The organism is Pseudoxanthomonas wuyuanensis (assembly GCF_900215535.1).
GTDB classification, from domain to species: Bacteria; Pseudomonadota; Gammaproteobacteria; order Xanthomonadales; family Xanthomonadaceae; genus Pseudoxanthomonas_A; species Pseudoxanthomonas_A wuyuanensis.
On record NZ_OCND01000005.1, the window covers coordinates 1 to 20,479 of the forward strand.

Annotated in this window: 17 protein-coding genes; 8 read left to right on the plus strand and 9 right to left on the minus strand. The window is 60.9% G+C overall.

Annotated elements, in window-relative coordinates; translation table 11 throughout:
- Window positions 1-127: 127 nt before the first annotated feature.
- The 3 genes from CRO39_RS11105 to CRO39_RS20500 form a co-directional block, all read right to left on the minus strand.
- A complete protein-coding gene (locus CRO39_RS11105; protein WP_097122031.1) occupies window positions 128-619 on the minus strand; it encodes a hypothetical protein in 492 nt (163 codons plus the stop codon).
- A gap of 17 nt (window positions 620-636) precedes the next feature.
- Entirely contained in the window at window positions 637-1,089 is a 453-nt protein-coding gene (locus CRO39_RS11110) for a hypothetical protein (protein WP_141400770.1), read from the minus strand.
- Window positions 1,090-1,177: 88 nt separating this feature from the next.
- The gene (locus CRO39_RS20500) at window positions 1,178-1,429 is read right to left on the minus strand and encodes a hypothetical protein (protein WP_141400771.1); all 252 of its coding nucleotides are present in this window, start codon (window positions 1,427-1,429) and stop codon (window positions 1,178-1,180) included.
- 256 nt (window positions 1,430-1,685) lie between these two features.
- On the opposite strand from CRO39_RS20500, the gene CRO39_RS11115 reads away from it, so the two are divergent.
- The gene (locus CRO39_RS11115) at window positions 1,686-2,636 is read left to right on the plus strand and encodes an integron integrase (protein ID WP_097122033.1); all 951 of its coding nucleotides are present in this window, start codon (window positions 1,686-1,688) and stop codon (window positions 2,634-2,636) included.
- 350 nt (window positions 2,637-2,986) lie between these two features.
- On the opposite strand, the gene CRO39_RS11125 is transcribed toward CRO39_RS11115, so the two are convergent.
- The 5 genes from CRO39_RS11125 to CRO39_RS11145 all read right to left on the minus strand — a co-directional run bounded on the left by CRO39_RS11125 (window position 2,987) and on the right by CRO39_RS11145 (window position 9,655).
- A complete protein-coding gene (locus tag CRO39_RS11125) occupies window positions 2,987-4,132 on the minus strand; it encodes a hypothetical protein (RefSeq protein ID WP_097122035.1) in 1,146 nt (381 codons plus the stop codon).
- A 1-nt stretch (window position 4,133) separates the two neighbouring features.
- A complete protein-coding gene (locus CRO39_RS11130; RefSeq protein ID WP_097122036.1) occupies window positions 4,134-4,997 on the minus strand; it encodes an HET-C-related protein in 864 nt (287 codons plus the stop codon).
- Between the two features lie 91 nt (window positions 4,998-5,088).
- Complete coding sequence (locus CRO39_RS11135; RefSeq protein ID WP_176520197.1) at window positions 5,089-6,594, minus strand: amidohydrolase family protein; 1,506 nt, start codon at window positions 6,592-6,594, stop codon at window positions 5,089-5,091.
- 245 nt (window positions 6,595-6,839) lie between these two features.
- Entirely contained in the window at window positions 6,840-7,034 is a 195-nt protein-coding gene (locus CRO39_RS11140; protein ID WP_097122038.1) for a hypothetical protein, read from the minus strand.
- On the minus strand, window positions 7,031-9,655 hold the full coding sequence (locus tag CRO39_RS11145; RefSeq protein WP_097122039.1) for an AAA family ATPase: 2,625 nt from the start codon (window positions 9,653-9,655) through the stop codon (window positions 7,031-7,033). The genes CRO39_RS11140 and CRO39_RS11145 overlap by 4 nt, the downstream gene beginning before the upstream one ends.
- 423 nt (window positions 9,656-10,078) lie before the next feature.
- On the opposite strand from CRO39_RS11145, the gene CRO39_RS20920 reads away from it, so the two are divergent.
- Window positions 10,079-10,249: a hypothetical protein gene (locus CRO39_RS20920; RefSeq protein WP_162125834.1), complete on the plus strand. Its 171-nt coding sequence runs from the start codon at window positions 10,079-10,081 to the stop codon at window positions 10,247-10,249.
- Between the two features lie 15 nt (window positions 10,250-10,264).
- Here the strand turns inward: CRO39_RS20920 and CRO39_RS11150 are convergent, their stop codons facing one another.
- Window positions 10,265-11,191, minus strand: coding sequence for a LysR family transcriptional regulator (locus CRO39_RS11150; RefSeq protein ID WP_097122040.1), 927 nt, complete (start codon window positions 11,189-11,191; stop codon window positions 10,265-10,267).
- Window positions 11,192-11,343: 152 nt separating this feature from the next.
- On the opposite strand from CRO39_RS11150, the gene CRO39_RS11155 reads away from it, so the two are divergent.
- The 6 genes from CRO39_RS11155 to gstA all read left to right on the plus strand — a co-directional run bounded on the left by CRO39_RS11155 (window position 11,344) and on the right by gstA (window position 20,459).
- Complete coding sequence (locus CRO39_RS11155) at window positions 11,344-12,573, plus strand: efflux RND transporter periplasmic adaptor subunit (RefSeq protein ID WP_202926318.1); 1,230 nt, start codon at window positions 11,344-11,346, stop codon at window positions 12,571-12,573.
- Window positions 12,570-15,776, plus strand: a complete 3,207-nt coding sequence (locus tag CRO39_RS11160; RefSeq protein WP_097122042.1) for an efflux RND transporter permease subunit — start codon at window positions 12,570-12,572, stop codon at window positions 15,774-15,776. Before CRO39_RS11155 ends, CRO39_RS11160 begins: the two co-directional genes overlap by 4 nt.
- Window positions 15,773-17,302 (plus strand): efflux transporter outer membrane subunit, encoded by a 1,530-nt coding sequence (locus CRO39_RS11165; RefSeq protein WP_097122043.1) that lies wholly within the window; start codon window positions 15,773-15,775, stop codon window positions 17,300-17,302. The genes CRO39_RS11160 and CRO39_RS11165 overlap by 4 nt, the downstream gene beginning before the upstream one ends.
- Window positions 17,303-17,508: 206 nt before the next feature.
- Entirely contained in the window at window positions 17,509-18,597 is a 1,089-nt protein-coding gene (locus CRO39_RS11170; protein ID WP_097122044.1) for an NADH:flavin oxidoreductase, read from the plus strand.
- Window positions 18,598-18,854: 257 nt separating this feature from the next.
- Complete coding sequence (yghU, locus tag CRO39_RS11175) at window positions 18,855-19,724, plus strand: glutathione-dependent disulfide-bond oxidoreductase (RefSeq protein ID WP_097122286.1); 870 nt, start codon at window positions 18,855-18,857, stop codon at window positions 19,722-19,724.
- A 123-nt stretch (window positions 19,725-19,847) separates the two neighbouring features.
- On the plus strand, window positions 19,848-20,459 hold the full coding sequence (gstA, locus tag CRO39_RS11180; protein WP_097122045.1) for a glutathione transferase GstA: 612 nt from the start codon (window positions 19,848-19,850) through the stop codon (window positions 20,457-20,459).
- Window positions 20,460-20,479: the final 20 nt, after the last annotated feature.

Below are 20,479 nucleotides of genomic sequence, written 5' to 3' on the forward strand. Positions count from 1 at the left end.
GCATCGTCAACGCCAGACGACGTGACGAGCTGCATGCGGAAGGGCAGTTGGCCGCCTGACAGCCAAGATCACAAGACAGTTGCTGAATTAAGCCGCGCCGCTAAGCGGCGTCGGCTTGAATGAATTGTTAGACCTTATCCAGTGGAAAGGTCTGTAGTTGCACATCTGATGCCTCAATCACCCAGCGCGCATTGAGGCCAGGCGGGCCAGCCCACTCGATCTCGTGAATGACCTTGCCACCGTCACTTAGCCGAATCTCGCTGTAGCGCCAATCGAAGTGGCCCGCTGCCGCACGAAGATTGCTCATGGTGTATGAGAAAACCTCAGGATAGAACAGCTCAATAAATCGATCGTGGTAAGCCCCAAGCAAGCGAATCCGAAAGCTAAGGCTTCGGATCTCGTGACGATCTCCCTCCGACGGCTCCTCAAACTTAGCCCACTCAAGCCAACCGTCGTGTGGGCAATTAGGATCGGTTGCATTGAGTAGTAGGCCAGAGGCGGCCAGGTCATAAGCGGCGACGGGGAACTTTGAGCGATGCTGCTCTAAGTACTCCGCGTACCGACGAAACGGCAGGTGCGGATCGCCGTCTGTGTCCAACTGCTCCGAGAGAACGAACATAAGGTCTAACGCCTGAATTAAGCCGAGCCGCGAAGCGGCTTCGGCTTGAATGAATTGTTAGGCGGCGCCGCGCAAATGTGCGCCCACCGCCTGCCGACTTGGGCCGTAATGTACCAGGTGAGCAGGATTTGAACTGGAGGAACGAGGATCCACCAGTAATCTGCGAAGAATCCTGAGATGCGGAGTAAGCCAGCGCCATAAGCCACATTGGCGGTCTCTAGCGACGGCGCAACGAAGATGCCGTAAGCCTCGACAGGAAGCAGTACTGCAAAGGCTAAGAACGAGAAGACGCCGTAGACCAGAGCAGCAACAATGGCGACAAACAAAAGTGGGCGAGGCAACTTGGGATTGGTCCGGAACACTTTTAGCGCGGGCCACCATACCGGTGCGAACGAAATCAGGAAGTAGACGACAGCAAGCGCGACGAGCATCGCGCTTAGCTTTGGCCCAAAGACATCGATTGCTTCCATAGCCGCCTAACGCCTGAGTTAAGCCGGCCCGCCCTGGCCAACTGTCAGATCAACGCCGTAACGATGCGGGCTCGGCTTGAACGAATTGTTAGGCCTGTGGTGCGAGAAGTACACGACAGGCCTCAAGAATATCTGGAACACATGATTTTGCCGTAATGCCGAGACCCTCATGGTCATACTGCTCATGACCAAGCAATAGAAAAGTATCGAGTGAGTCAGGGAATCCGAGCTTCTCGCCGATGGCGGCAATCAGACCACAGCCGAGATTTGGATCAACCTCTCCAGCCAGGACCTGCCTTGCAACTCGGCAGGCATCCTCCATTGACTCAAAACTATGCATCGCTCACCGAGCAGGCCTAACTACCTAATAGCCGGAACCCGGGGTCCGGTTATACGACTTATCCACAGCACACCGTATGGCGGGCTATCCCCTTGTTATAGCTCGATCTTAGGGCTGCTGGGTCCGGCTAACAAGCCAACGTATAACCGGACCCCACAGCTCGCTTGACGGAGGGTACGCTGCCTTCGTTTGACCCTTACAGGAGCGACCGTTATGGGGCGACCCCACTTGCACCACCACTCCCCCTCTGCGGCTTATGGACCAGGTGTCCGTGGTATGCCGTCGGCGGCATCTAAGCCCCCGGACCGAACAGGCGTACCGGTTCTGGATCCGCAGATATATCCATTTCCATAACCGGCAGCACCCCCGCGCCGTAGGCCCGGTCGGCATCGTGGGTTTCGTGAACCATCTGGCCTCCGTGGGGCGTGTCGCGGCATCTACTCAGTCCCAAGCTCTCAATGCTCTGCTGTTCCTCTATCGCGATGTCCTTGAAGTGGAGGTTGGCCATCTCGGCGAACTGAGGCGCGTCCAGCGAAGGGACCGACTGCCGGTCGTGTTGAGCGCGGATGAGGTGTCCGCTGCGCTAGGACAGATGGAAGGAACCACCGCCCCCATGGCACACCTGCTCTATGGGTCTGGATTGCGGGTCACCGAGTGCATGACACTTAGGATCAAGGATGTAGACCTGAAGGCCGGCCTGATCCATGTCAGGGCGGGGAAAGGTGGCAAGGACCGATCCACGATATTGCCTGGTCGCCTACAACGCTCCCTACAACGTCAGCTACTTCGTGTTGCCAGCCTGCATCGGCAGGACGTAGCGCGCGGCGCTGGATTTGCGCCACTACCCAATGCTCTGGAGCGGAAGTACCCGGGCGCCAGCCAGAGCTTGGCTTGGCAGTTTCTGTTCCCATCACGCGTCGTGCGTTGCTGCCCGCAGACAGGTCGCCGGCTCCGATGGCACGCCTCGGAGTCTGGGGTCCAGACCGCCTTCAAGGCCGCCCTACAGCAGGCGGGCGTCGCCAAGCACGCCTCAGTCCACACCCTCCGACACTCGTTTGCTACCCACCTGCTGGCGGCAGGCACCGACATCCGGACGATCCAGTTGCTGCTTGGCCATCGGAACCTAAAGACCACGATGATCTACACCCACGTGGAGCAGGAAGTACGCAAGACCGTCAGTCCGTTGGACGGGTTGGACATGCGCTGAGCACCGGCGGCGGACATCCGCTGGATGTCCACTTTGGGTCGATAGCAGACATCAGCGCCGTCCAACGCTTATGGCAAGAATGCATGGGTTGAGTTACCAGGATTCAGCGGACACCGGAGCGACGGGGCGGATGTACCGCTTCAAGCTCATCGGGATTGCCGAACTGGACCAGCAACCTCTTCAAGACAGCCAATTCCTCGCCCGCGAGATGCTGTTGGGCGCGGCCGAACCTCCTCAAGATGAAAGCTACACGTACACGAATGAGAGGCTGCCAGGTTTGATAGTGCTAGGAGGGGCAGTTGGGGCTGCAAGCCGATAGCGGCAAGCTGTAGAATGCTGCCTAGGCTCAGTTATGGTGAGCAGTGATCGAGCGGATCGTCGCTGTTTACACGCGAGCAGATCGCATCCTGTACCGCCTCAAGGTATACGCCTGTTTCGCGGTACATGAAGGTCAGGATGTCGCTTAGCTGTTCCTGCAGGATCGAGATAGGTTGGTATTCCTGCTCGGCCCCGGTGCCGGGAGATTGTGCGGCCAACACGCGCAGCACCTCAGCCACACGCTGCATCCTCACTTCCAACACCGGATGCGTGGTGGCTCGACCAGGGTAGTGAATCACCCCAGTCGTACCGGTTAGCACCTCGCATACAAATGTCTTGGCATTAGTGTCGATGGTCTCTGCCGGCGTTGGAAACACCGTCGGCACAAAGCTCTTGTGTGGCGTCGGTTGACTGATAAACTCACGCTCTAGCGTGGCGCTGCGCCATTGGATGGCTGCCATGTTCAGCTGGTCAACGGCCCACAACATCGAGCCTTTCGAGGAGAACAACCGTTCCCGATACGGGGGCTCCGGCACCAAGGCCGCAAGTACCTGCACGGCCAGCCGATCCGCCTCTTCTTCCGCGCCGGTCAGGCCCGGTTCGCAGGACTCACGCAGGATGTCCAGCTTTGCCGGCTGCGACTGTGCCAGCTCAATGGGCTCCACCCGCCCGGCATACTCACCTGGACGGCGTTGCAGGAGGTGGCCAAGCTCGTGCGCCAGCACATACAACAGCGCCGGATTGGCCAAACCTGGCCTGGTCCCCTGTTTGCCGAACATCTGGACGGCCTGTGAAGAGCACCGGATCTCCATCCTGCCCGCCGCGGCGATGCAACCTCCCCTGACGCTGATGGGATCAAGCTCCTCGCCCACGGTCAGCGCCATCGTTCCAGTCAGACAACCATCCGCACCAACCGCATCGACTGAGCCATCCTTGATCACATAAATGCGCAGTGCTTGCGGCGTACTGGTCTGATGGTCGGGATTGGCGATCACCTGCTGGAAGGGAAGTGGGTGGCCCAAACGCGCGTAGCCCTGTATGGCCAGGCGGGTGATGCTGGCGGCGACTTGCGCCCCTGGCTGGTCTAGCCGGCATGAAGGAACCGGTTCGGCCCAAGCGCTGTGCCCGGCAATCAGCAGGACGCAGGCGACAAGGATCCTGCCCAGCACGCCGTGCATGCTAGAGGCCCCGGCGATCGACAAGCACTTCGAAGGCGGCGTACTGCCCGTTGACCTCCTTCAGTAAGGGCCAACGAAGGAACGCATGATCTATCAGCGCCTGCGAGTCCGCGCGCGCCAACTGGGCGGCAATCTGGTAACGATTGCGGTTCTGAAGATGGGGCACTTTGACGGCGCCACTAGGCGTGGTCGCCTTATCCTTGGCCAATGCGGCGTGACTGGGCGTACCCGCGGGGCATTTCTGAGGAAAGCCCCAGAAAACATAGCCTGATACTAAGCCTTGATCCCTCAAGGCGGTGATCCGTTGTTTGCCGGCATCCTGCCATGGCGAGACGATGGGGATGTCCTTGGACGTTGCAGCCTGACCCACCGTGAGTTCGACATAATTAGTATGGGCATAGAAATCCTGGATACCATGCAGTGCCTGCCCCAAGGCAAAGAAGGCCTGCTTGACGGTGGACTCGACCAAGGCCCGATCGCCACTATCCTTGGCCCTTCTCGCGGCTTCTACGTGGCGATCCACCTCATCAAGTCGCTCCCCGACATAGGCTATGGCATTGTCGAAATCACAGTTGTCAAAGTGCGCCTTGGAGGCGAACTGATAAACAACATCCTGCATGTACAACGCTTTGCGTAGCTGGCTCATATACGGGCTGGCCACCAAAGTCTCCAGCACATCCTTGTGAGTGGCTGGATCAAAGGGTTGATCACACCCGCCGCAGACGATGATCGGTTTGACTTGACGCAGGTCAGGGATTTTCTGTGAAGGCGGAGGAGGCTTTTGCGAATCGGCCGGTTGCGCGCGAGCCATAGCCGGCATGGCGCATAGCAGGATCCCCATGAACCTGACAACGTAAGTGTTCATACCCACCCCTTGGATTCCACAGAAGCTCTATCGCTGCTGACGAGGATGTCAGACCCGTTACCACTGCCGGCCGCGAACGTCCTCAACTGGCCTACTCCGGCAGTTTCAAGTACGTATAGCCGTTCTTCCAAAAGAAGTGATCGGTATAGGGCGCCAACAACGGATCGCTGAACATCGACAGGAAGCCATCAAGAAAGCGGCGCGTCGAACTGATCATGGTGTGCATATGCCAGTCCGTGCCGTAGGCAAGCTTGTGCAGGAATGCGTACTCGCCGGGTATGGCCTCGGCACGTGCCAGATTGTCTAAAAAACGTTTCCTGCCTGTCTCACCCAATAGTTCAGCCAAGTGTCCGACTTCGCAGTAGACATTAGGGTAGCGTTTGCATAGTGTGACCACTCGATAGGCGTAATTGTTGGGATGACTCCATTCCGCCTCGGAGACCGCATCCCAGCCATGGGACAGCTTCTCACCCTTGCCTGCCTTGCCGCCGCCGGCGTGGCCCAGACACAGCCGTAGGGTAGGCCATCGTGACAACACGGTCTCCCAGTAGCTGGGGTTGGCGAAGTGTCCTTCCTCGCGTCGGGTTTGGAAACCTTCCGGGGTACAGTGCGCAAAGATAGGCACATCCTTCTCCACGCAGAACTGATAGAAATCCTCAATCACCTGTGCGTACTTCTCATCACCATCGGGCCGATATCCCATCGCCGGATAGAACTTGAAGCCAAGAAAGCCCTTGGCTAGTGCCTGCTCAGCCCACGTTCTCCACTGCTCGCGGCGAGGATCAAATGCCCAAAATCCCAGCAAGGCGCCCTGGCTGTCTCGCTGCAGCTGCTGCATGCGCTGCATTTGCTCAGGGTAAGGTGCGTAGTAAGGCGGTCTCTTGGACGGGTATGCCAGTTGCATGTCCATCATGAAGTGGACAAACCGCAAGGGTGGCAAGCCATAGCCGTAGCCGTCGATCAACCGATCCAGCATGCGCCGCTCTGAGCTCAGAAGCGTGAAGAAGAATTCGATGTAGTTGGTGTATCGCCCCCAGGCATCGGGATCCATCAGCTTGCCCAAACGGCGAAAGGCGCGTTTGACCGCCTTCTCCGCGCGCCGCAGCGCCAAGCTGTCTGGCGCGAACTCGACGTTGAGGATGCCTGCATCCTGGGCCGGATCGTCTTCATCGGGTATCCAGCCCTCGGCGAGGTAATCGATCTGATCCAGCTCACGGATGAGCGCCATGAGCTCAGACGTGTCCATCCGCTGTGCGGCCAACGACCCCGGGGTCAGGGTGGCCATAGCGGCCGGGCCACCCTCGATCAGTGCTTCGGATTGGGTGGTGGCGATCAGTTCTCTCTCTGTAATGGCCCAGATGGCATCGATGTACGTCTCGGTGTCTTCTTGAACCGCCATGCCGGCAGTCCGTGCCTGCAGGCTGGAGAACACAGAAGATTCGTAAGAACTGCCGGTTAGGAAGTAAAGCAAGCGCGCCACTAACGTGGCCAGCAGGCTGGAATCCTTCTTCATCGCATCGGCGATGATGCTCGCCAAAGGCAAACTGCGAGCATTGAACACATGCGTGTGCAGATCAAGAATCTTCGATGGCATCATCTCCCATCCCCTTTGCTCTGACATAGTGGGTCTTACCTAGTAGAGACTGTTATCGCATCGATTGAACGTCATCGCTAGCGATGCCAGCATCCGTGTCAATGGATCCTTCCTCTCCTTCATGCAACGCCGAGACGGTGTATGAGCGGACACCTGCTGTCGGCCAGGACCACTTGCGTGGACCAGCTGATGGCCTGCCTGTCCGCTATCGGCCAAAAGCGGACATCCGACTAGGGCGCCGTCCGGCCCTAAGCCCACGACCTCTGCAGGATGAGCGCGCGCTCCTTAAACCCCAGCAACAGGTGGCCGGTGCCGTCCTGGTGGGTGTTTGCCATCGCCAAGACGTCCTTCAGAAGCTCCGACTTCTCCTCGTCACTGGCCCCGGCGAACTTGTAGCGCTCCGCCTTCTGGGTAACGCGCTGCTTGAGGTCGGGTGAGTTCATGCTGCCGCCTTTCCGTCTGCGGCGCTTTTGGCCCGCTTCTCGAAATCATCGATCCACGCTCGAAGCGCGGTGGCGTCGGCGATGATCTCGTCGGGATCGGGCAAGTGGGTGGGCGTTTCGTCCGGCTGGGAGTGCTCAAAGGCGGAGTACTTCGACATCAAATCGTCGATGAAGATGCAATCCGGCGGTTCGATAGCCACCAGCTTCTTGAGCACCCCCATTGTTTTGATCTCGCGGCGGAAGCGCCCAACGATGTTCGCGCACAAGTGAATTTCCACCGTGCGCTCCACCAGGATGCGGAAGGTGCTGCAGGCGTCCTTCAATGCCATCTGCTTGAACTTTGGCTCCAGCTTTTTAGCGGCGCCCATGTCACTGACGAGCTGGCCCAGCCCAGGTTTGGGCTTCAGCGAGAACGTGTCTACCGAGGACGGCACGCCCGTCTGTTGCCCTTCCCGCCCGATCGCGATGACCTTGCAGCGGACCTTGGAACCCTTTTCGACGCGCTTCTCGTGAGCGTCTTGCAGTAGGGCCATGAGCGACAACCGGTGGGTGAACACAATGACTTGACGGCTCTCTGCAAGCTCGGCGATCCGCGCGGCCACCGCCTCCTCGAACCGCTGGTCCAGCGATGAGATGGGGTCATCGAACACGATAGGGATGGAACGATTGCTTCCGGTTGCATCGGCCAAGAACGCGGCCAAGGCAATAAGCCGCTGCTCGCCCTCGCTCAACACCTCGCGTTTGTGGACGTCCTGTTTGGGAGCTAGCAGTTCCGTGCAGAACGTGAATCGGCCTTTCCCTTGGGACTTGTGGTTCATTACCACCGGCAAGCCTTTGCCGCCCAACTTCCGCATCTCGGCGTTGAAGCGATCGCAGAACCCTTGTGCCAACTCTGCGCTGGCGATCTCGTTGTTCTTCGTCGTGAGCGTGTTCGTCGCCGTCAAACGGATGGCCGTCTCAAGCCTCGCGACCACAGTCAGGCGTTTGACCTCGGCCTTGATGGCGGAAACGTTTGCAGCCAGCCACTCCTTGCCCCGCAGCTCGAGCAGCCGCTCCTGACTGGCTTTTCTGCCTTCCACGTCAATCAACCCAGCAAGCTGATCGCGTTCCAGCTCCAGATCTGCGGTCCGTTTGGCATGCGCGACGTGCCAAACCGACCAATCCACGCTGGGGACGTCCGCCACGTCGGAGGCTGTCTTCAAAGCACTGGTTCGCGCGTCCGCGGCCACTCGCAGTACTTCGCCAACGTCCACGTCCAAGCCCACGGCTTGGCTCACGGTGGCCCACACCTGCTCGTCGGGTGTGATCGGCAATGTCTTGACCAGGTCGCTGACGTACGTTTCGGCGGCCGCTGCATCGGCTTGGAGTTTGTTCTGAATAAACTCGGAGAACCCGAGCATACGCGCTTTGGCGTCGGTGCCGAGTTCCTGTTGGCACAGCACGCATCTAGCCCCTTCGTCGACGTTCGGGTGCTCGTGATCCGGGTAGGCCGAGGCCTTTGAATATGCTTCTGCAGCCGCCCACAAGCGGCGCCAAACCTCTTCTCCAACGCCTTTCAGCGGCACCTTGTTGAAGAACGCGGTGGCGTGCGCGCTAGCCGCCGTTCGCTTGCCGGTGGCCCCTGCTCGAGCAGCGATGATTGCGTTGACTTGGTCGGCGGAGGTGGCTCCTTCTCGATCCAGCGCCGATTGCTTGCTCTTGGCGAGCTGCTCCAACTGCTTGACCACCTTGCTATGGAGCTCAGCCGGGTTGGCCTGTGCCAAGGCCGCTTCCAAGGCCACCCGGTCCACGCGTTCCTGGTCGGATACGCTGCAAGCGGCGTCAATGGTCGCGTCTTGGACATTAGGCTTAAGAAGCCCCCGAAGCGTCTTAGCCGCCTGTGATTGGGACAAGTCCGCATTGATCTGCGGCAGCTGTTTCACCAGCAGATCCGCTCGCTTGCGCAGGTTGGCGCCGACGCGATCGGAGATTTCGATGAGACGCCCCATGAACACCATGGACCGAGGCATGTGCGTGGCCGATGTCGCGTTGTCGCCGAACTCCACGGACGTCACGGTGTCGAATACCGGGATCGCTTTCAGCTCGGGCAACGGCCCATTCGCCAGATCCCACGCCAACTCGGACGTTTCAGCCGCCGGCCCGTTTTCACCAATTGCCCTGATTTCCACAGTTGCAGCGGGCTTCTCGGTGGCGCCCAAAAAGACGTGGCCATGCATGGGACCCGCCAGGCGCGCCCCGCACAAGTGTTTGGTCAAACGCGCGTAGCCGGATTTGCCGGACCCGTTGGGGCCATACACGATCGCCAAGTCCGCGTCCCTCAGCTCGAGCTGGGCTTGATCGCCCAACGCATTGACACCGCGAATATCGAACAGCCGTTCCAGTCGCAGTCCTGCGCGCCCCGGGGTGCCGGCAATGGCGCCGGGCTCCAGCAGAGCGGAATCCTGGCTTAACTCCTTTGCGGCTTCTTGCAGGCAGTGATCTGCCAACGCGTCGATGCCTGCTTCGTCCGGCATGCGCCGGTGGGTGATCAGATCATGCGCGGCCGCTCGCAACCAACTGGTCTTGCTGTTCAACCACGCCTCGATCTCAATCGGCGCGGAGCCTTCCTCTTGGCTCGTCATCGCTCTCTCCCCCGGAGAAGTTTTCAGGCCCGTGGGTTCAAAGCCTGCCACAGGATGTTATCACCAGACTGCCCCGGTCCTTGCAGGGTTTTCCCTACCGGTCAGTTCGGATCTGGGGTGCGTCTTACGCCGAGATCAGACTGGCTCATCATGCTCTCCCTTTTCGATGGCGGTAAGTCGGGTTGACCGTGGATGACTCGCTGGATCGAGTGAAACTGCGCTGAGAATCGGGGGCGGCACTCATCGGATGACTGCTTCGGGTCGATTGCGGACATGCACGTTTTGCTTAGTACTCGTGCCGGTGGATCTGGAGGCAATATGGCTGGCAGTCTCTTCCACCCATACTGTGGCCCGCGAAACTCACGAAGTCGCTACCCCTGCTGCCCGCGCAAGTTCGTCAGGGAGGAAGCGGGAAGCTATCCCTTGAAAGTCCGCGCCAGCATCGACGGCATCAGCTTGGCACCAGGTCCGATGTTCACCGCTGCCGGCGGGTTCGATCACTTCATTCGCCTCAACTTTGGACACCCGCTCTCACCTGTTGTGCGCTCGTCGCTCAAGCGGATTGGCGCACTGGCACGCGAGCGCGTGGTCTAGCGGTAGTCGCCCGGCCTAGTTGTAAGCATCCAAGCGCCAGTCTTTCTCCGCGTTGCCTACTATTTCGGCAATCCAGTCCACGAAGGCGCGCACCGTGGGCGATAGATGGCGATTCTTGGGATAGATGGCCGACAGCGGCACCAGCGGCGCTGCGTAGTCGCACAGAATCCTGCGCAAGCTTCCCTTGCGAAGGTGTTCCAGCACCATGTAGCTACCGGGACGAACAATGCCCAGTCCCTGCAGCGCGGCGGTTACGTAGGCGTCGGTGTCATTGACGATCAGGCGCTCGCGCATCGTGATGCTTCGGCTCTCGCCATCGACCACGTAGTTCCATTCCATCGAACGTGCGGTGCGACTGGATAGGTAGCCCACCGCATGGTGATCGACCAGATCCTCCAGCGTCCGTGGCGTGCCAGAGGTGGCCAGGTATTCGGGTGAGGCGCAGGTGACCCACTCAAAGGCGCCGATACGCTTGGCCACCAGCGTAGGCGAGTCTTCCGGGATGCCGGCGCGAATTACGCAGTCGATGCCCTCCTGGACCAGCTCGACGGTGCGATCAGCCGCTGTCAGGGTGAGCTCTACATCCGGAAAGCGCGACTGGAAATCCTTGATCGAGGGCAGCACCACCAGGCGTGCCAGCGAGAGCGTCATGTCAACGCGCAAGCGCCCGCGGGGTCGGCCCGCACTTCCGGGAAAACCGGACTCCATCGCTTCCAGATCGGCTAACAGCTTTCTGCAATTGTCGTAGTAGAGCGTGCCATCTGGCGTCAGGCTGATGTGACGCGTGGTCCGCTGCAGCAGGCGAACGCCAAGAAATGCCTCCAGCTCCTTGACCGCGCGGGTGACCCGCGAAGGGGGCAAGGACAGGCTGTCGGCCGCACGACTGAAGCTATGCATTTCGACCACACGCGTAAAGATCTGCATCGACTGGAAGCGATCCACGGATCATGGCCTCCGAGGCCAGGTTTGTTGTCGCACTGACAATAAGCCGGTTCGAGAAATTGCTTGGATGGCTCTATACCAGCACTTCTTGGGGGAAGTCTTTCGGCAATTATTCTACATGGAGCAATAAAGATAGCCAGTCTTTGGTCTAGATGGAGCGAAAACGCAGGCACAGACTGCCAGCCGTCCCACTCCACCAGGCCCTTGTTATGAAAACCCTCAATAAGCCTCAAGTAGCAGTTCTAGCGGTTGCGATTGCCATTGCAGGCGCTGGGACCATTTTCTTTCGAGCCGGCAGCGACGCCCAGGCTGAACCGGCCGCCGCAGTGCCGGTGGTCAAGATCCAGTACGCCACGGAACGTCCGGTGTCCGATACCCAGGACTACACCGGCCGCCTGGAGGCAGTGGACGTGGTCGATGTTCGCCCGAAGGTCCCCGGCACGCTGCTGAAGGTCCACTTCAAGGACGGCCAGCAGGTCCAGCAGGGCGACCTGTTGTTCACCATCGATCCGGCGCCGTTCCAGACGCAGGTCCACCAGGCCCAGGCCAACCTGGCCAAGGTCGGCGAGCAGCGCCGCCTGACCGAGCTGGAACAGGCCCGTGCCCAGAAGCTGATCGCCTCCAACTCGATCTCCCGCAAGGACTTCGATGCCCTCGACCATGGCGCCCGCGAGGCCGCCGCCTCCCTGAAGGGCGCCAAGGCAGAGCTTGCGCAGGCGCAACTGCAGCTGAGCTACACCCAAGTTCGCGCCCCCATTTCCGGACGCATCTCGCGTGCGGAAATCACCCCCGGCAATGTCGTCAGCGCTGGCGGTGATTCGGTGCCGCTGACCCGCATCGTCTCCGACAGCGAGCTCTATGCCTCCTTCAGTGTCGATGAGCAGAGCTACCTGCGCATCATCGCGCCCTCCCTCAAGGCTGGCGCGCGTCCGACGGTGAAGGTGGGACTGGCCAACGACAACGCCTTCTCGTACTCGGCCACCATCGAAACGCTCGACAACCAGATGGACACGCGCTCGGGCACCGTGCGCGTTCGCGCCCGCATCGATGAGGTCAGCCCCGAGATGCTGCCCGGTCTGCAGGCGCGCATCCGACTGCAAGGCGGCGTTCCGTACAAGGCCGTCGTCATTGAGGACGCCCTGGTGGGCACGGACCAGGATCGCAAGTACGTCCTGGTGGTGAACAAGGAAAACAAAGTTGAACGGCGCGTTGTTGAAACCGGCCCGCTGCAGGGCACCAGCCGCGTCCTGCGTGGCGGCCTGCCGGCCGGATCCAAGGTCATCGTCGATGGTGCCTTCCGCGCCCCGGGCACCGTGGTGTCTGCTGTGGTCGCTGAAACGCCCAAGCCCGCCGCCAATGCGGTGGCAGGAGGCCTGCAGTGAACATCTCCAAGTTCTTTATCGATAGGCCGATCTTTGCGTGCGTCCTATCGGCATTGATTCTGCTTGCCGGCATCGTTGCCTCACTGAACATGCCTGTCTCTGAGTATCCACAGGTCATTCCACCTTCGGTTGTCGTGCATGCGCAGTACCCCGGCGCCAATGCCAAGACGATCGCTGAGACAGTGGCAGCTCCCCTGGAGCAGTCGATCAACGGCGTCGAGGACATGCTTTACATGGACTCGAAAGCCAGCAGTGACGGTCACCTGTACTTGACAGTCACCTTCAAGCTCGGCACGAATCCTGACAAAGCCCAACAGCTGGTACAGACACGCGTGTCGCAGGCCCAGCCACGCCTGCCTGAAGATGTGCAGCGCTTGGGCGTAACAGCCATCAAGAGCTCGCCGATCATCACGATCGCCGTGCACATGGTCTCCCCCAATGGGACCTTCGATAACAACTACATCAGCAATTACGCGGTACTGCATGTAAAGGACCGCATGGCCCGTATCGCGGGCGTTGGTGACGTCGTCCTATGGGGACCGGGTGGTTATGCGATGCGCGTCTGGCTGGACCCGGCGGCCCTAGCTGAGCGTGGTTTGAGCGCGACCGATGTTGCCGGCGCCATTCGGCGCCAGAACATACAAGCCGCCGTGGGCACCATCGGCAGCGCACCGACTACGCCCCAAGCCGCATTCCAGCTCACCGTTAATGCCGATGGCCGGCTTAAGACGCCGGATGAGTTCAAGAACATCATCATCAAGTCTGATGCTTCGGGTGCGATCACGCGCCTGGCCGACATCGCCCGCGTCGAACTCGGTGCCGAAGACTACGGCATTCGCGCCACACTCAATAACCAGCCGGCCATTGCCGTCGCGGTCCAGGAAGCACCGGGTGCCAACTCGCTAGAGATCTCACGGCAAGTGCATAGCGCCATGGAAGATCTGGCCAAGGAATTCCCGGAAGACCTGGAATACCGCGTTGTCTATGAGCCCAGCAAGGCGGTTCAGACCGGTATCGACGCCGTCATCAAAACCCTACTCGAAGCGGTGGCGCTGGTCGTGCTGGTGGTCTTCCTGTTCCTGCAGACCTGGCGCGCCTCGATCATCCCACTGCTTGCGGTGCCGATCTCGATCGTGGGCACATTCACCTTCCTGCTGCTGGCCGGCTATTCGATCAATACGCTTTCGCTGTTCGGACTGGTGGTAGCCATCGGCATCGTGGTCGACGATGCGATCGTGGTGGTGGAGAACGTAGAGCGCAACATCGCCAGCGGCTTGTCGCCGCGTGAGGCGACCTACCAGGCGATGCAGGAGGTCAGTGGCCCGATCATCGCCATCGCGCTGACCCTGTCGGCGGTGTTCCTGCCGCTAGCATTCCTGAGTGGTCTGACCGGTGAGTTCTATCAGCAGTTCGCCGTCACCATCGCCATCTCAACGCTGATCTCAGCGGTCAACTCGCTGACCCTGTCCCCCGCACTGTCGGCCCTGCTGCTCAAAGGTCATGGCGAGGCGCCTGACCGCTTTACGCGCGTGACACAGAAGCTGTTCGGTCGCTTCTTTGGCCGCTTCAATCGCTTCTTCGATCGCGGATCGGAGTCCTATGGAAACAAGGTGGCCGTCCTGCTCAAGCGCAAGGGCGCGCTACTGGTGGTCTACGCGCTCCTGCTGGGTGGTACGTGGTGGCTGACTGATCGGGTTCCGGGTGGATTCGTGCCGGCACAGGACAAGGAATACCTGGTCAGCCTGGCGCAGCTGCCGGAAGGTGCCACGCTCGATCGCACCGAAGAGACCATGAATGCCATGAATGAGCTCGCGCTGAAGCATCCCGCCGTGATGGGGACCTCCAGCTACAGTGGCCTGTCGATCAATGGCGTGACCAAGAGCTCGAGCACCGCACTGACCTTCGTGCTGCTCAAGCCCTTCAAGGATCGTCCCGGCGTCAGCGCCGATGACGTTGCTGCAGATCTTGGCAAGGAGTACGCAAAGATCGGCCACGCCTTCGCCGCCATCTTCCCCGCACCGCCGGTCTACGGACTGGGCACGCTGGGTGGTTTCAAGTTCCAGATTGAGGATCGTGGCGACCTGGGCTACGAAGAGCTCTACAAGGCAACGCAGGCCTTCATCCAGAAGGCAGCCGAAGCTCCGGAGCTGAGCCCGCTGTACTCGACCTACACCGTGAACGTTCCGCAGTTGAAGGTGGACGTTGATCGGGCCACGGCGCAGCAGCTGGGCGTGGAGACGCCGGCGGTACTGGGCACGCTGCAGGCATTCTTGGGCTCGTACTACGTCAACGACTTCAACTTCCTGGGTCGCGTGTACCAGGTCCGCATGCAAGCCGACAGCCAGTACCGCTCCAAGCCCGATGACATCGGTCAGCTGCATGTGCGTAGCGAGTCCGGGCAGATGGTGCCGATCGCCTCGGTGGCCACGGTGAGCCAGACCTACGGCCCTGACCAGGTGCTGCGCTACAACGGTTTCACCTCGGCCGACGTCACGGGAAGTCCCGCACCGGGCTACTCCTCGGACCAAGCCATGGCGGCCATCGACCGGATTGCGGCTGAAACATTGCCGCCGGGCATGACCTACGAATGGACCGATCTGACCTATCAGCAAATCATCGCGGGCAACAGCGCCATCTGGATCTTGCCACTGTGCGTGCTGCTGGTCTTCTTCGTGCTGGCCGCCCAGTACGAGAGCCTGACCCTGCCGCTGGCCATCATCCTGATCATTCCGATGAGCATCTTCTCGGCGTTGTTCGGCGTGTGGCTGACCGATGGTGAGAACAACATCTTTACCCAGATCGGCTTGATCGTCCTTGTGGGGCTAGCAACAAAGAACGCCATCCTGATCGTCGAGTTCGCGCGTGAGTTGGAGATTTCCGGCATGCCGACCCTGAAGGCGGTCGTGGAAGCTTCCCGCCTGCGTCTGCGTCCGATCCTGATGACCTCGCTGGCTTTCATCATGGGTGTGGTGCCGTTGGTGCTCTCCACCGGTGCCGGTGCCGAGATGCGCCAGGCCATGGGTATCTCGGTGTTCTTCGGGATGATCGGCGTGACGCTGTTCGGCCTGTTCCTCACCCCGGTGTTCTACGTGGTCATGCGCGCTCTCAGTGGAGGCAAGCCGCTGCACTCGGCGGCACACCACAAGGCGCCCGGGATCGTTCCCCATCACCCTGAATTGGCTCATTCGGAGAACAAGTCATGAAGCTCCAGAACCTGACAACTCCTGGTGGCACGCAACGGGTTACCCGTCCGATTTTGGCCATCATGTGCGCGCTGTTCGTCTCAGCCTGCTCCCTGGCACCGAAGGAAAATCGCCCAAACTTCGAGATTCCCTCCAGCTACGGACAGACCAGCAACCTGACCCAGCCCGTGTTGGATGCCAGCGATGAAGTCGGCGTGTGGAAGTCGGCCGAGCCGGCAGAGCAGACCCATGCCTCGCCGTGGTGGAACCTGTTCGAAGATCCGACCTTGGTGCGCCTGCAGGAAGAAGCACTGGCCGCCAATCCGGACGTGAGCATCGCCATGGCGCGGATCAAGCAGGCCCGTGCGCTGACCTCACGCAGTGAAGCTGCTCGCCTTCCGGAGATCAGCACCGGCTTCGGGCCGACACGGCAGCGCACCAGTGGCGCAGCCGCAGGCCAAGGAGATGGCGCACCCGGGTCTACTCAGACCCTGTGGCGTGCCCAGACCTCCATTGCCTATGAGGTCGATCTCTTCGGCCGCGTGGCCTCCGGTGTTGCCGCCGCCCGCGCTGATTCCGAGCAGCAGACCGCACTGGCGCACCAGATGTTGCTGGTGGTCCAGGCCGATGTGGCCCGGACCTACTTCAGCCTGCGCCAGTTGGAAGCCGAGCGTGAGCTGTTGCGGGAAACTGTGACGCTCAGAGAAGCAGCCACCAAGGTGCAGGAAGATCGCGAGCAGGCCGGCGCCGTGGCCGGCTACCTTGTCAACCAGACCACGACCGAGTTGCTGGCGGCACGCTCTGAACTGTCGAGCATCGAACAGCAGTACGCGCTGACCTCGCACGCCTTGGCCGTGCTGGTGGGCAAGCCGCCGGGGAGCTTCTCGCTCTGGGTCGACAAGATCCAGCACGTGACGGTGCAGATCCCTGCCGGCATGCCGTCCACGCTGCTGGAACGGCGGCCGGACATTGCGGCGGCCGAGCGCGCGATGGTGGCGGAAAATGCCCGCGTCGGCGTGGCCAAGGCGGCGTTCTTTCCTTCGCTCTCGCTCACCGGCTCCGGCGGCTTTGAGTCGCTGGAACTAAGCAACCTGGCCAACTGGTCGCAGCGCACGTTCCTGCTGGGCCCGCTGGTGGGTGCGGTGTTGAATCTGCCCATCTTCGATGGCGGCAAGCGCAAGACCGATGTGGCACGTGCTCGCGCGCTCTACGACGAACGCGTGGGCCAGTATCGCAAGACCGTGCTGCAGGCCTTCCGCGAAGTGGAAGATGCCCTGGTCTCGATCAGGACCATCGATGAGCGCGTGGTGTATCAGCAGCAAGCACAGCTGGCGTCCTCGCGTGTGGCCACCTCGGCGAAGAACCGCTTTGAAATGGGCGATGCCGACTATCTGCTGGTGGTCGATGCCGGGCGTACCCACCTGCGCAGCCAGCAGTTGCTCATCCAGTCCGAGGGCGACCGGGCGCGGGCGACCGTGGATCTGATTCGCGCCTTGGGCGGCGGATGGGATGCCAAGTCAACGGATCTGGCCGCCGCTAAAGACTAACGCGGCGACATGAAGCGCTGATCGCACCTGCGCTGACATCGCTTCATTAGCCGCCTGGGCCCGCCGCCCCGATACGAGCCAAGGGCGCTCTGCACGGAGCGCTCCTCTCAGCCTGCTGCCCTCACTGCTCACGCCTGCGGCCTCGGCGCTGCCGAGCGCTCGCACGGCGGGCACCTATCAACAGCGTTGCACCCTGGAGTACTCCCATGTCTGTAGATGACCTCTTCAAACCCCTGGCCCTGCTGCACGGACCGGCCATGAGGAACCGCTTCATGCTGGCGCCGCTGACTAACCAGCAGAGCGAGCTTGACGGCTTTGCCTCCGAGTTCGATCAGGACTGGATTCGCCAGGTGGCCCAAGGCGGCTACGGCCTGATCACCACCTGCGCCACGACCGTGGAGGCTGGCGGCATCGCCTTTGCCCGGCAACTGGGCATTCATCGCGATGAGCATCTGGATGGCTTGACCGAGATGGCCTCCTCCATCCGCGCCGGTGGCGGCCTGTCGGCGGTGCAGTTGCATCATGCCGGTCATCGCGCCCGGCCTGAACTGGGCGGCATTCCTTCTCCTGCCTCCAGCCACACGCTGCCGGGCTTCAAGGCGCTGACGACCGAAGAGGTCGAGCGCATTCGCGACAGCTTCATCGCCGCCGCCAAGCGCGCCGAGAAGGCCGGCTTTGATGGCATCACTATCCATGGTGCCTTCGGGTGGATCCTGTCCGAGTTCATGTCGCCCTTCCTCAATGATCGCACCGACAAGTACGGCGGCAGCGTGGAGAACCGCGCCCGCCTGACGATCGAGGTGATGCAGGGCATTCGCCGCGCGTGCGGTCCGGATTTCCAGATCGGCTGGCGTCTGTCGGTGGAGCGATATGGCCTGCGGCTTGAAGAACTGCGCGAGATCACCGCCTTCATTCTGGATCGCGAACTGATCGACTACCTGGACCTGGCGCTGTGGGACTCGGCGCAGATCGTTCAGGACGGCCAGTACAGAGGGCAATCCATGCTCAAGGTCTTTACCAGCATTCCCCGCAGGGGCGTGCGCGTGGGCGTGGCCGGCAAGATCATGACCGCACAGCGCTGTGCGGAGCTGCTGGATCAAGGCTGCGACTTCGTGCTGATCGCTCGCGCGGGCATTCTCCAGCGCGATTTCCCGCTGCAGGTCAAAGCCAATCCGTTCTACGAGAGCGTCGCAACGCCGGTGCCGGCGCAGTACCTGCGATCGGGCGGCTTGAGCGAGCGATTCATCACGCACATGCGTGGCTGGCCCAGCTTCGTCATCCCCACCAGCAGGTAACTACCAGGCTCCTGAACCGAAAATCGATTATTCAAAAGTGTGAACAGTAAATTCGCTCGACTCTTGTATATGCCCGTCGGGTCGCTGAGTAGACTCATTTCACGTCAAGTACCGCCGTAGACGACCCATGCTGATCACACCGGCATGGGCAATGAGCACGACGCTCAGCTGCGCCTATCCGTTGGTAGCTCACGCTCGATATCGCTACCGCCTCTTCTTCCCAGTACGCCGGATTGTCCGGCCAGATGGAGACGACCATGACAGACACGACCCTTGAGAACCAGCCGGCAGGCTATGTGCCGCCAAAAGTCTGGAGCCCGAAAACCAGCTATGGCGGCCAGTTCGCCAGCATCAACAGCCCCACTTCCGGTGCGCGATTCGAGCGTGAGCTCCCCGTCGGCAAGCATCCGCTGCAGCTGTACTCGCAGGGCACACCGAACGGACAGAAAATCACGATCCTGCTCGAAGAGCTGCTGGCGGCCGGCCAAACCGACGCCGAGTACGACGCTTGGCTGATCGACATCTTCAAGGGCGAGCAGTTCGGCAGCGGATTTGTGGAGATCAATCCCAACTCCAAGATCCCGGCCCTGGTGGACCGATCCACCGACCCGGCCATCAGCGTGTTCGAGAGCGGATCGATCCTGGTCTACCTGGCCGAGCGCTTCGGCGCGTTCCTGCCGACCGAGTGTCGCGCCAGGACCAAGACCTTGAACTGGCTGATGTGGCAGATGGGAACCGCGCCCTTCGTGGGCGGCGGACTGGGCCACTTCTTTGCCTATGCGCCGCTGAAGATCGAATACGCGATCGACCGGTACGCCATGGAGGTCAAACGCCAGCTCCACGTACTGGACACGCACCTGGCCACCAATGAGTTCCTCGCCGGCGATGAGTACACCATTGCCGACATGGCCGTCTGGCCGTGGCAGCCGGGCAGCCTGTTCGGGGTCTACGGTACCCACGAGTTCCTGGCCGTGCAGGAGTACACAAACCTGATGCGCTGGTACAAGGCCATCGGAGCGCGCCCGGCCGTGGAGCGCGGCAGGCGCGTCAACCGCACCAACGGTGCCCCTGGCGAATTCCTGCTCGAACGGCATGACGCCAAAGACTTCGACACCCTGACCAAGTAGTCGGTCCACGTTCTTTTTGTATGCCTATGTCTGGCCTTCGGGTCAGGCAGCGGAGCTGTTCGTGCCGAAGACACTGCTCCGGCAAGAACGGGACTCTCTTTTTCACCCACCACCGAGGTAATCATGAAACTGTATTACTCCCCCGGCTCCTGTGGACTGGCCTCCCAGATCGCCCTGCGCGAAGTTGGCCAGGTCTTCGAGCTGATCAAAGTCGACTTCAAGACCAAGCAGACCATCGAGGGCGACTACTACAAGGTCACGCCCAAGGGTTTCGTGCCGGCGCTCAAGCTCGATGACGGCGACATCCTGACCGAAGGCGCGGTCATCCTGCAGTGGATCGCCGACCAGAACGCGCGCTACGGCCTGCTGCCCGAGTTCGGCACCCGCGAGCGCTACACGGCGCTGGAGTGGCTGAACTTCGTGGCCAGCGACCTGCACAAGAACATGGCCGTGATGTTCTCCTCGGTCATCGATGGCACGACCAAGCAGAAGTTTGCCCAGGTCAATCTGATCAACAAGTTCGAGTACATCGACGAGAAGCTGACCGGCAGGGATTACGTCCTGGGCAATCGGTTCTCCATCGCCGATGCCTACCTCTACAACGTGCTCTCCTGGGCGCCGCGCGTGAACCTGGACATCTCCGGCTATGAGCACATCCAGAAGTTCATGGCGCGCATGGAGACCCGTCCCAGCGTTCGCGCCTCGCTGGAAGCCGAAGGCCTGGCCGCCGGCTGAGCCGTCACCCCTGAACCTTG

Excerpts from the sequence above, each read along its gene's own strand:
- CRO39_RS11105 (WP_097122031.1), bottom strand. The coding sequence starts at position 619 with ATGTTCGTTCTCTCGGAGCAGTTGGACACAGACGGCGATCCGCACCTG.
- CRO39_RS11110 (WP_141400770.1), bottom strand. The coding sequence starts at position 1,089 with ATGGAAGCAATCGATGTCTTTGGGCCAAAGCTAAGCGCGATGCTCGTC.
- CRO39_RS20500 (WP_141400771.1), bottom strand. The coding sequence starts at position 1,429 with ATGCATAGTTTTGAGTCAATGGAGGATGCCTGCCGAGTTGCAAGGCAG.
- CRO39_RS11115 (WP_097122033.1), top strand. The coding sequence starts at position 1,686 with ATGGACCAGGTGTCCGTGGTATGCCGTCGGCGGCATCTAAGCCCCCGG.
- CRO39_RS11125 (WP_097122035.1), bottom strand. The coding sequence starts at position 4,132 with ATGCACGGCGTGCTGGGCAGGATCCTTGTCGCCTGCGTCCTGCTGATT.
- CRO39_RS11130 (WP_097122036.1), bottom strand. The coding sequence starts at position 4,997 with ATGAACACTTACGTTGTCAGGTTCATGGGGATCCTGCTATGCGCCATG.
- CRO39_RS11135 (WP_176520197.1), bottom strand. The coding sequence starts at position 6,594 with ATGATGCCATCGAAGATTCTTGATCTGCACACGCATGTGTTCAATGCT.
- CRO39_RS11140 (WP_097122038.1), bottom strand. The coding sequence starts at position 7,034 with ATGAACTCACCCGACCTCAAGCAGCGCGTTACCCAGAAGGCGGAGCGC.
- CRO39_RS11145 (WP_097122039.1), bottom strand. The coding sequence starts at position 9,655 with ATGACGAGCCAAGAGGAAGGCTCCGCGCCGATTGAGATCGAGGCGTGG.
- CRO39_RS11155 (WP_202926318.1), top strand. The coding sequence starts at position 11,344 with ATGGAGCGAAAACGCAGGCACAGACTGCCAGCCGTCCCACTCCACCAG.
- CRO39_RS11165 (WP_097122043.1), top strand. The coding sequence starts at position 15,773 with ATGAAGCTCCAGAACCTGACAACTCCTGGTGGCACGCAACGGGTTACC.
- CRO39_RS11170 (WP_097122044.1), top strand. The coding sequence starts at position 17,509 with ATGTCTGTAGATGACCTCTTCAAACCCCTGGCCCTGCTGCACGGACCG.
- yghU (WP_097122286.1), top strand. The coding sequence starts at position 18,855 with ATGACAGACACGACCCTTGAGAACCAGCCGGCAGGCTATGTGCCGCCA.
- gstA (WP_097122045.1), top strand. The coding sequence starts at position 19,848 with ATGAAACTGTATTACTCCCCCGGCTCCTGTGGACTGGCCTCCCAGATC.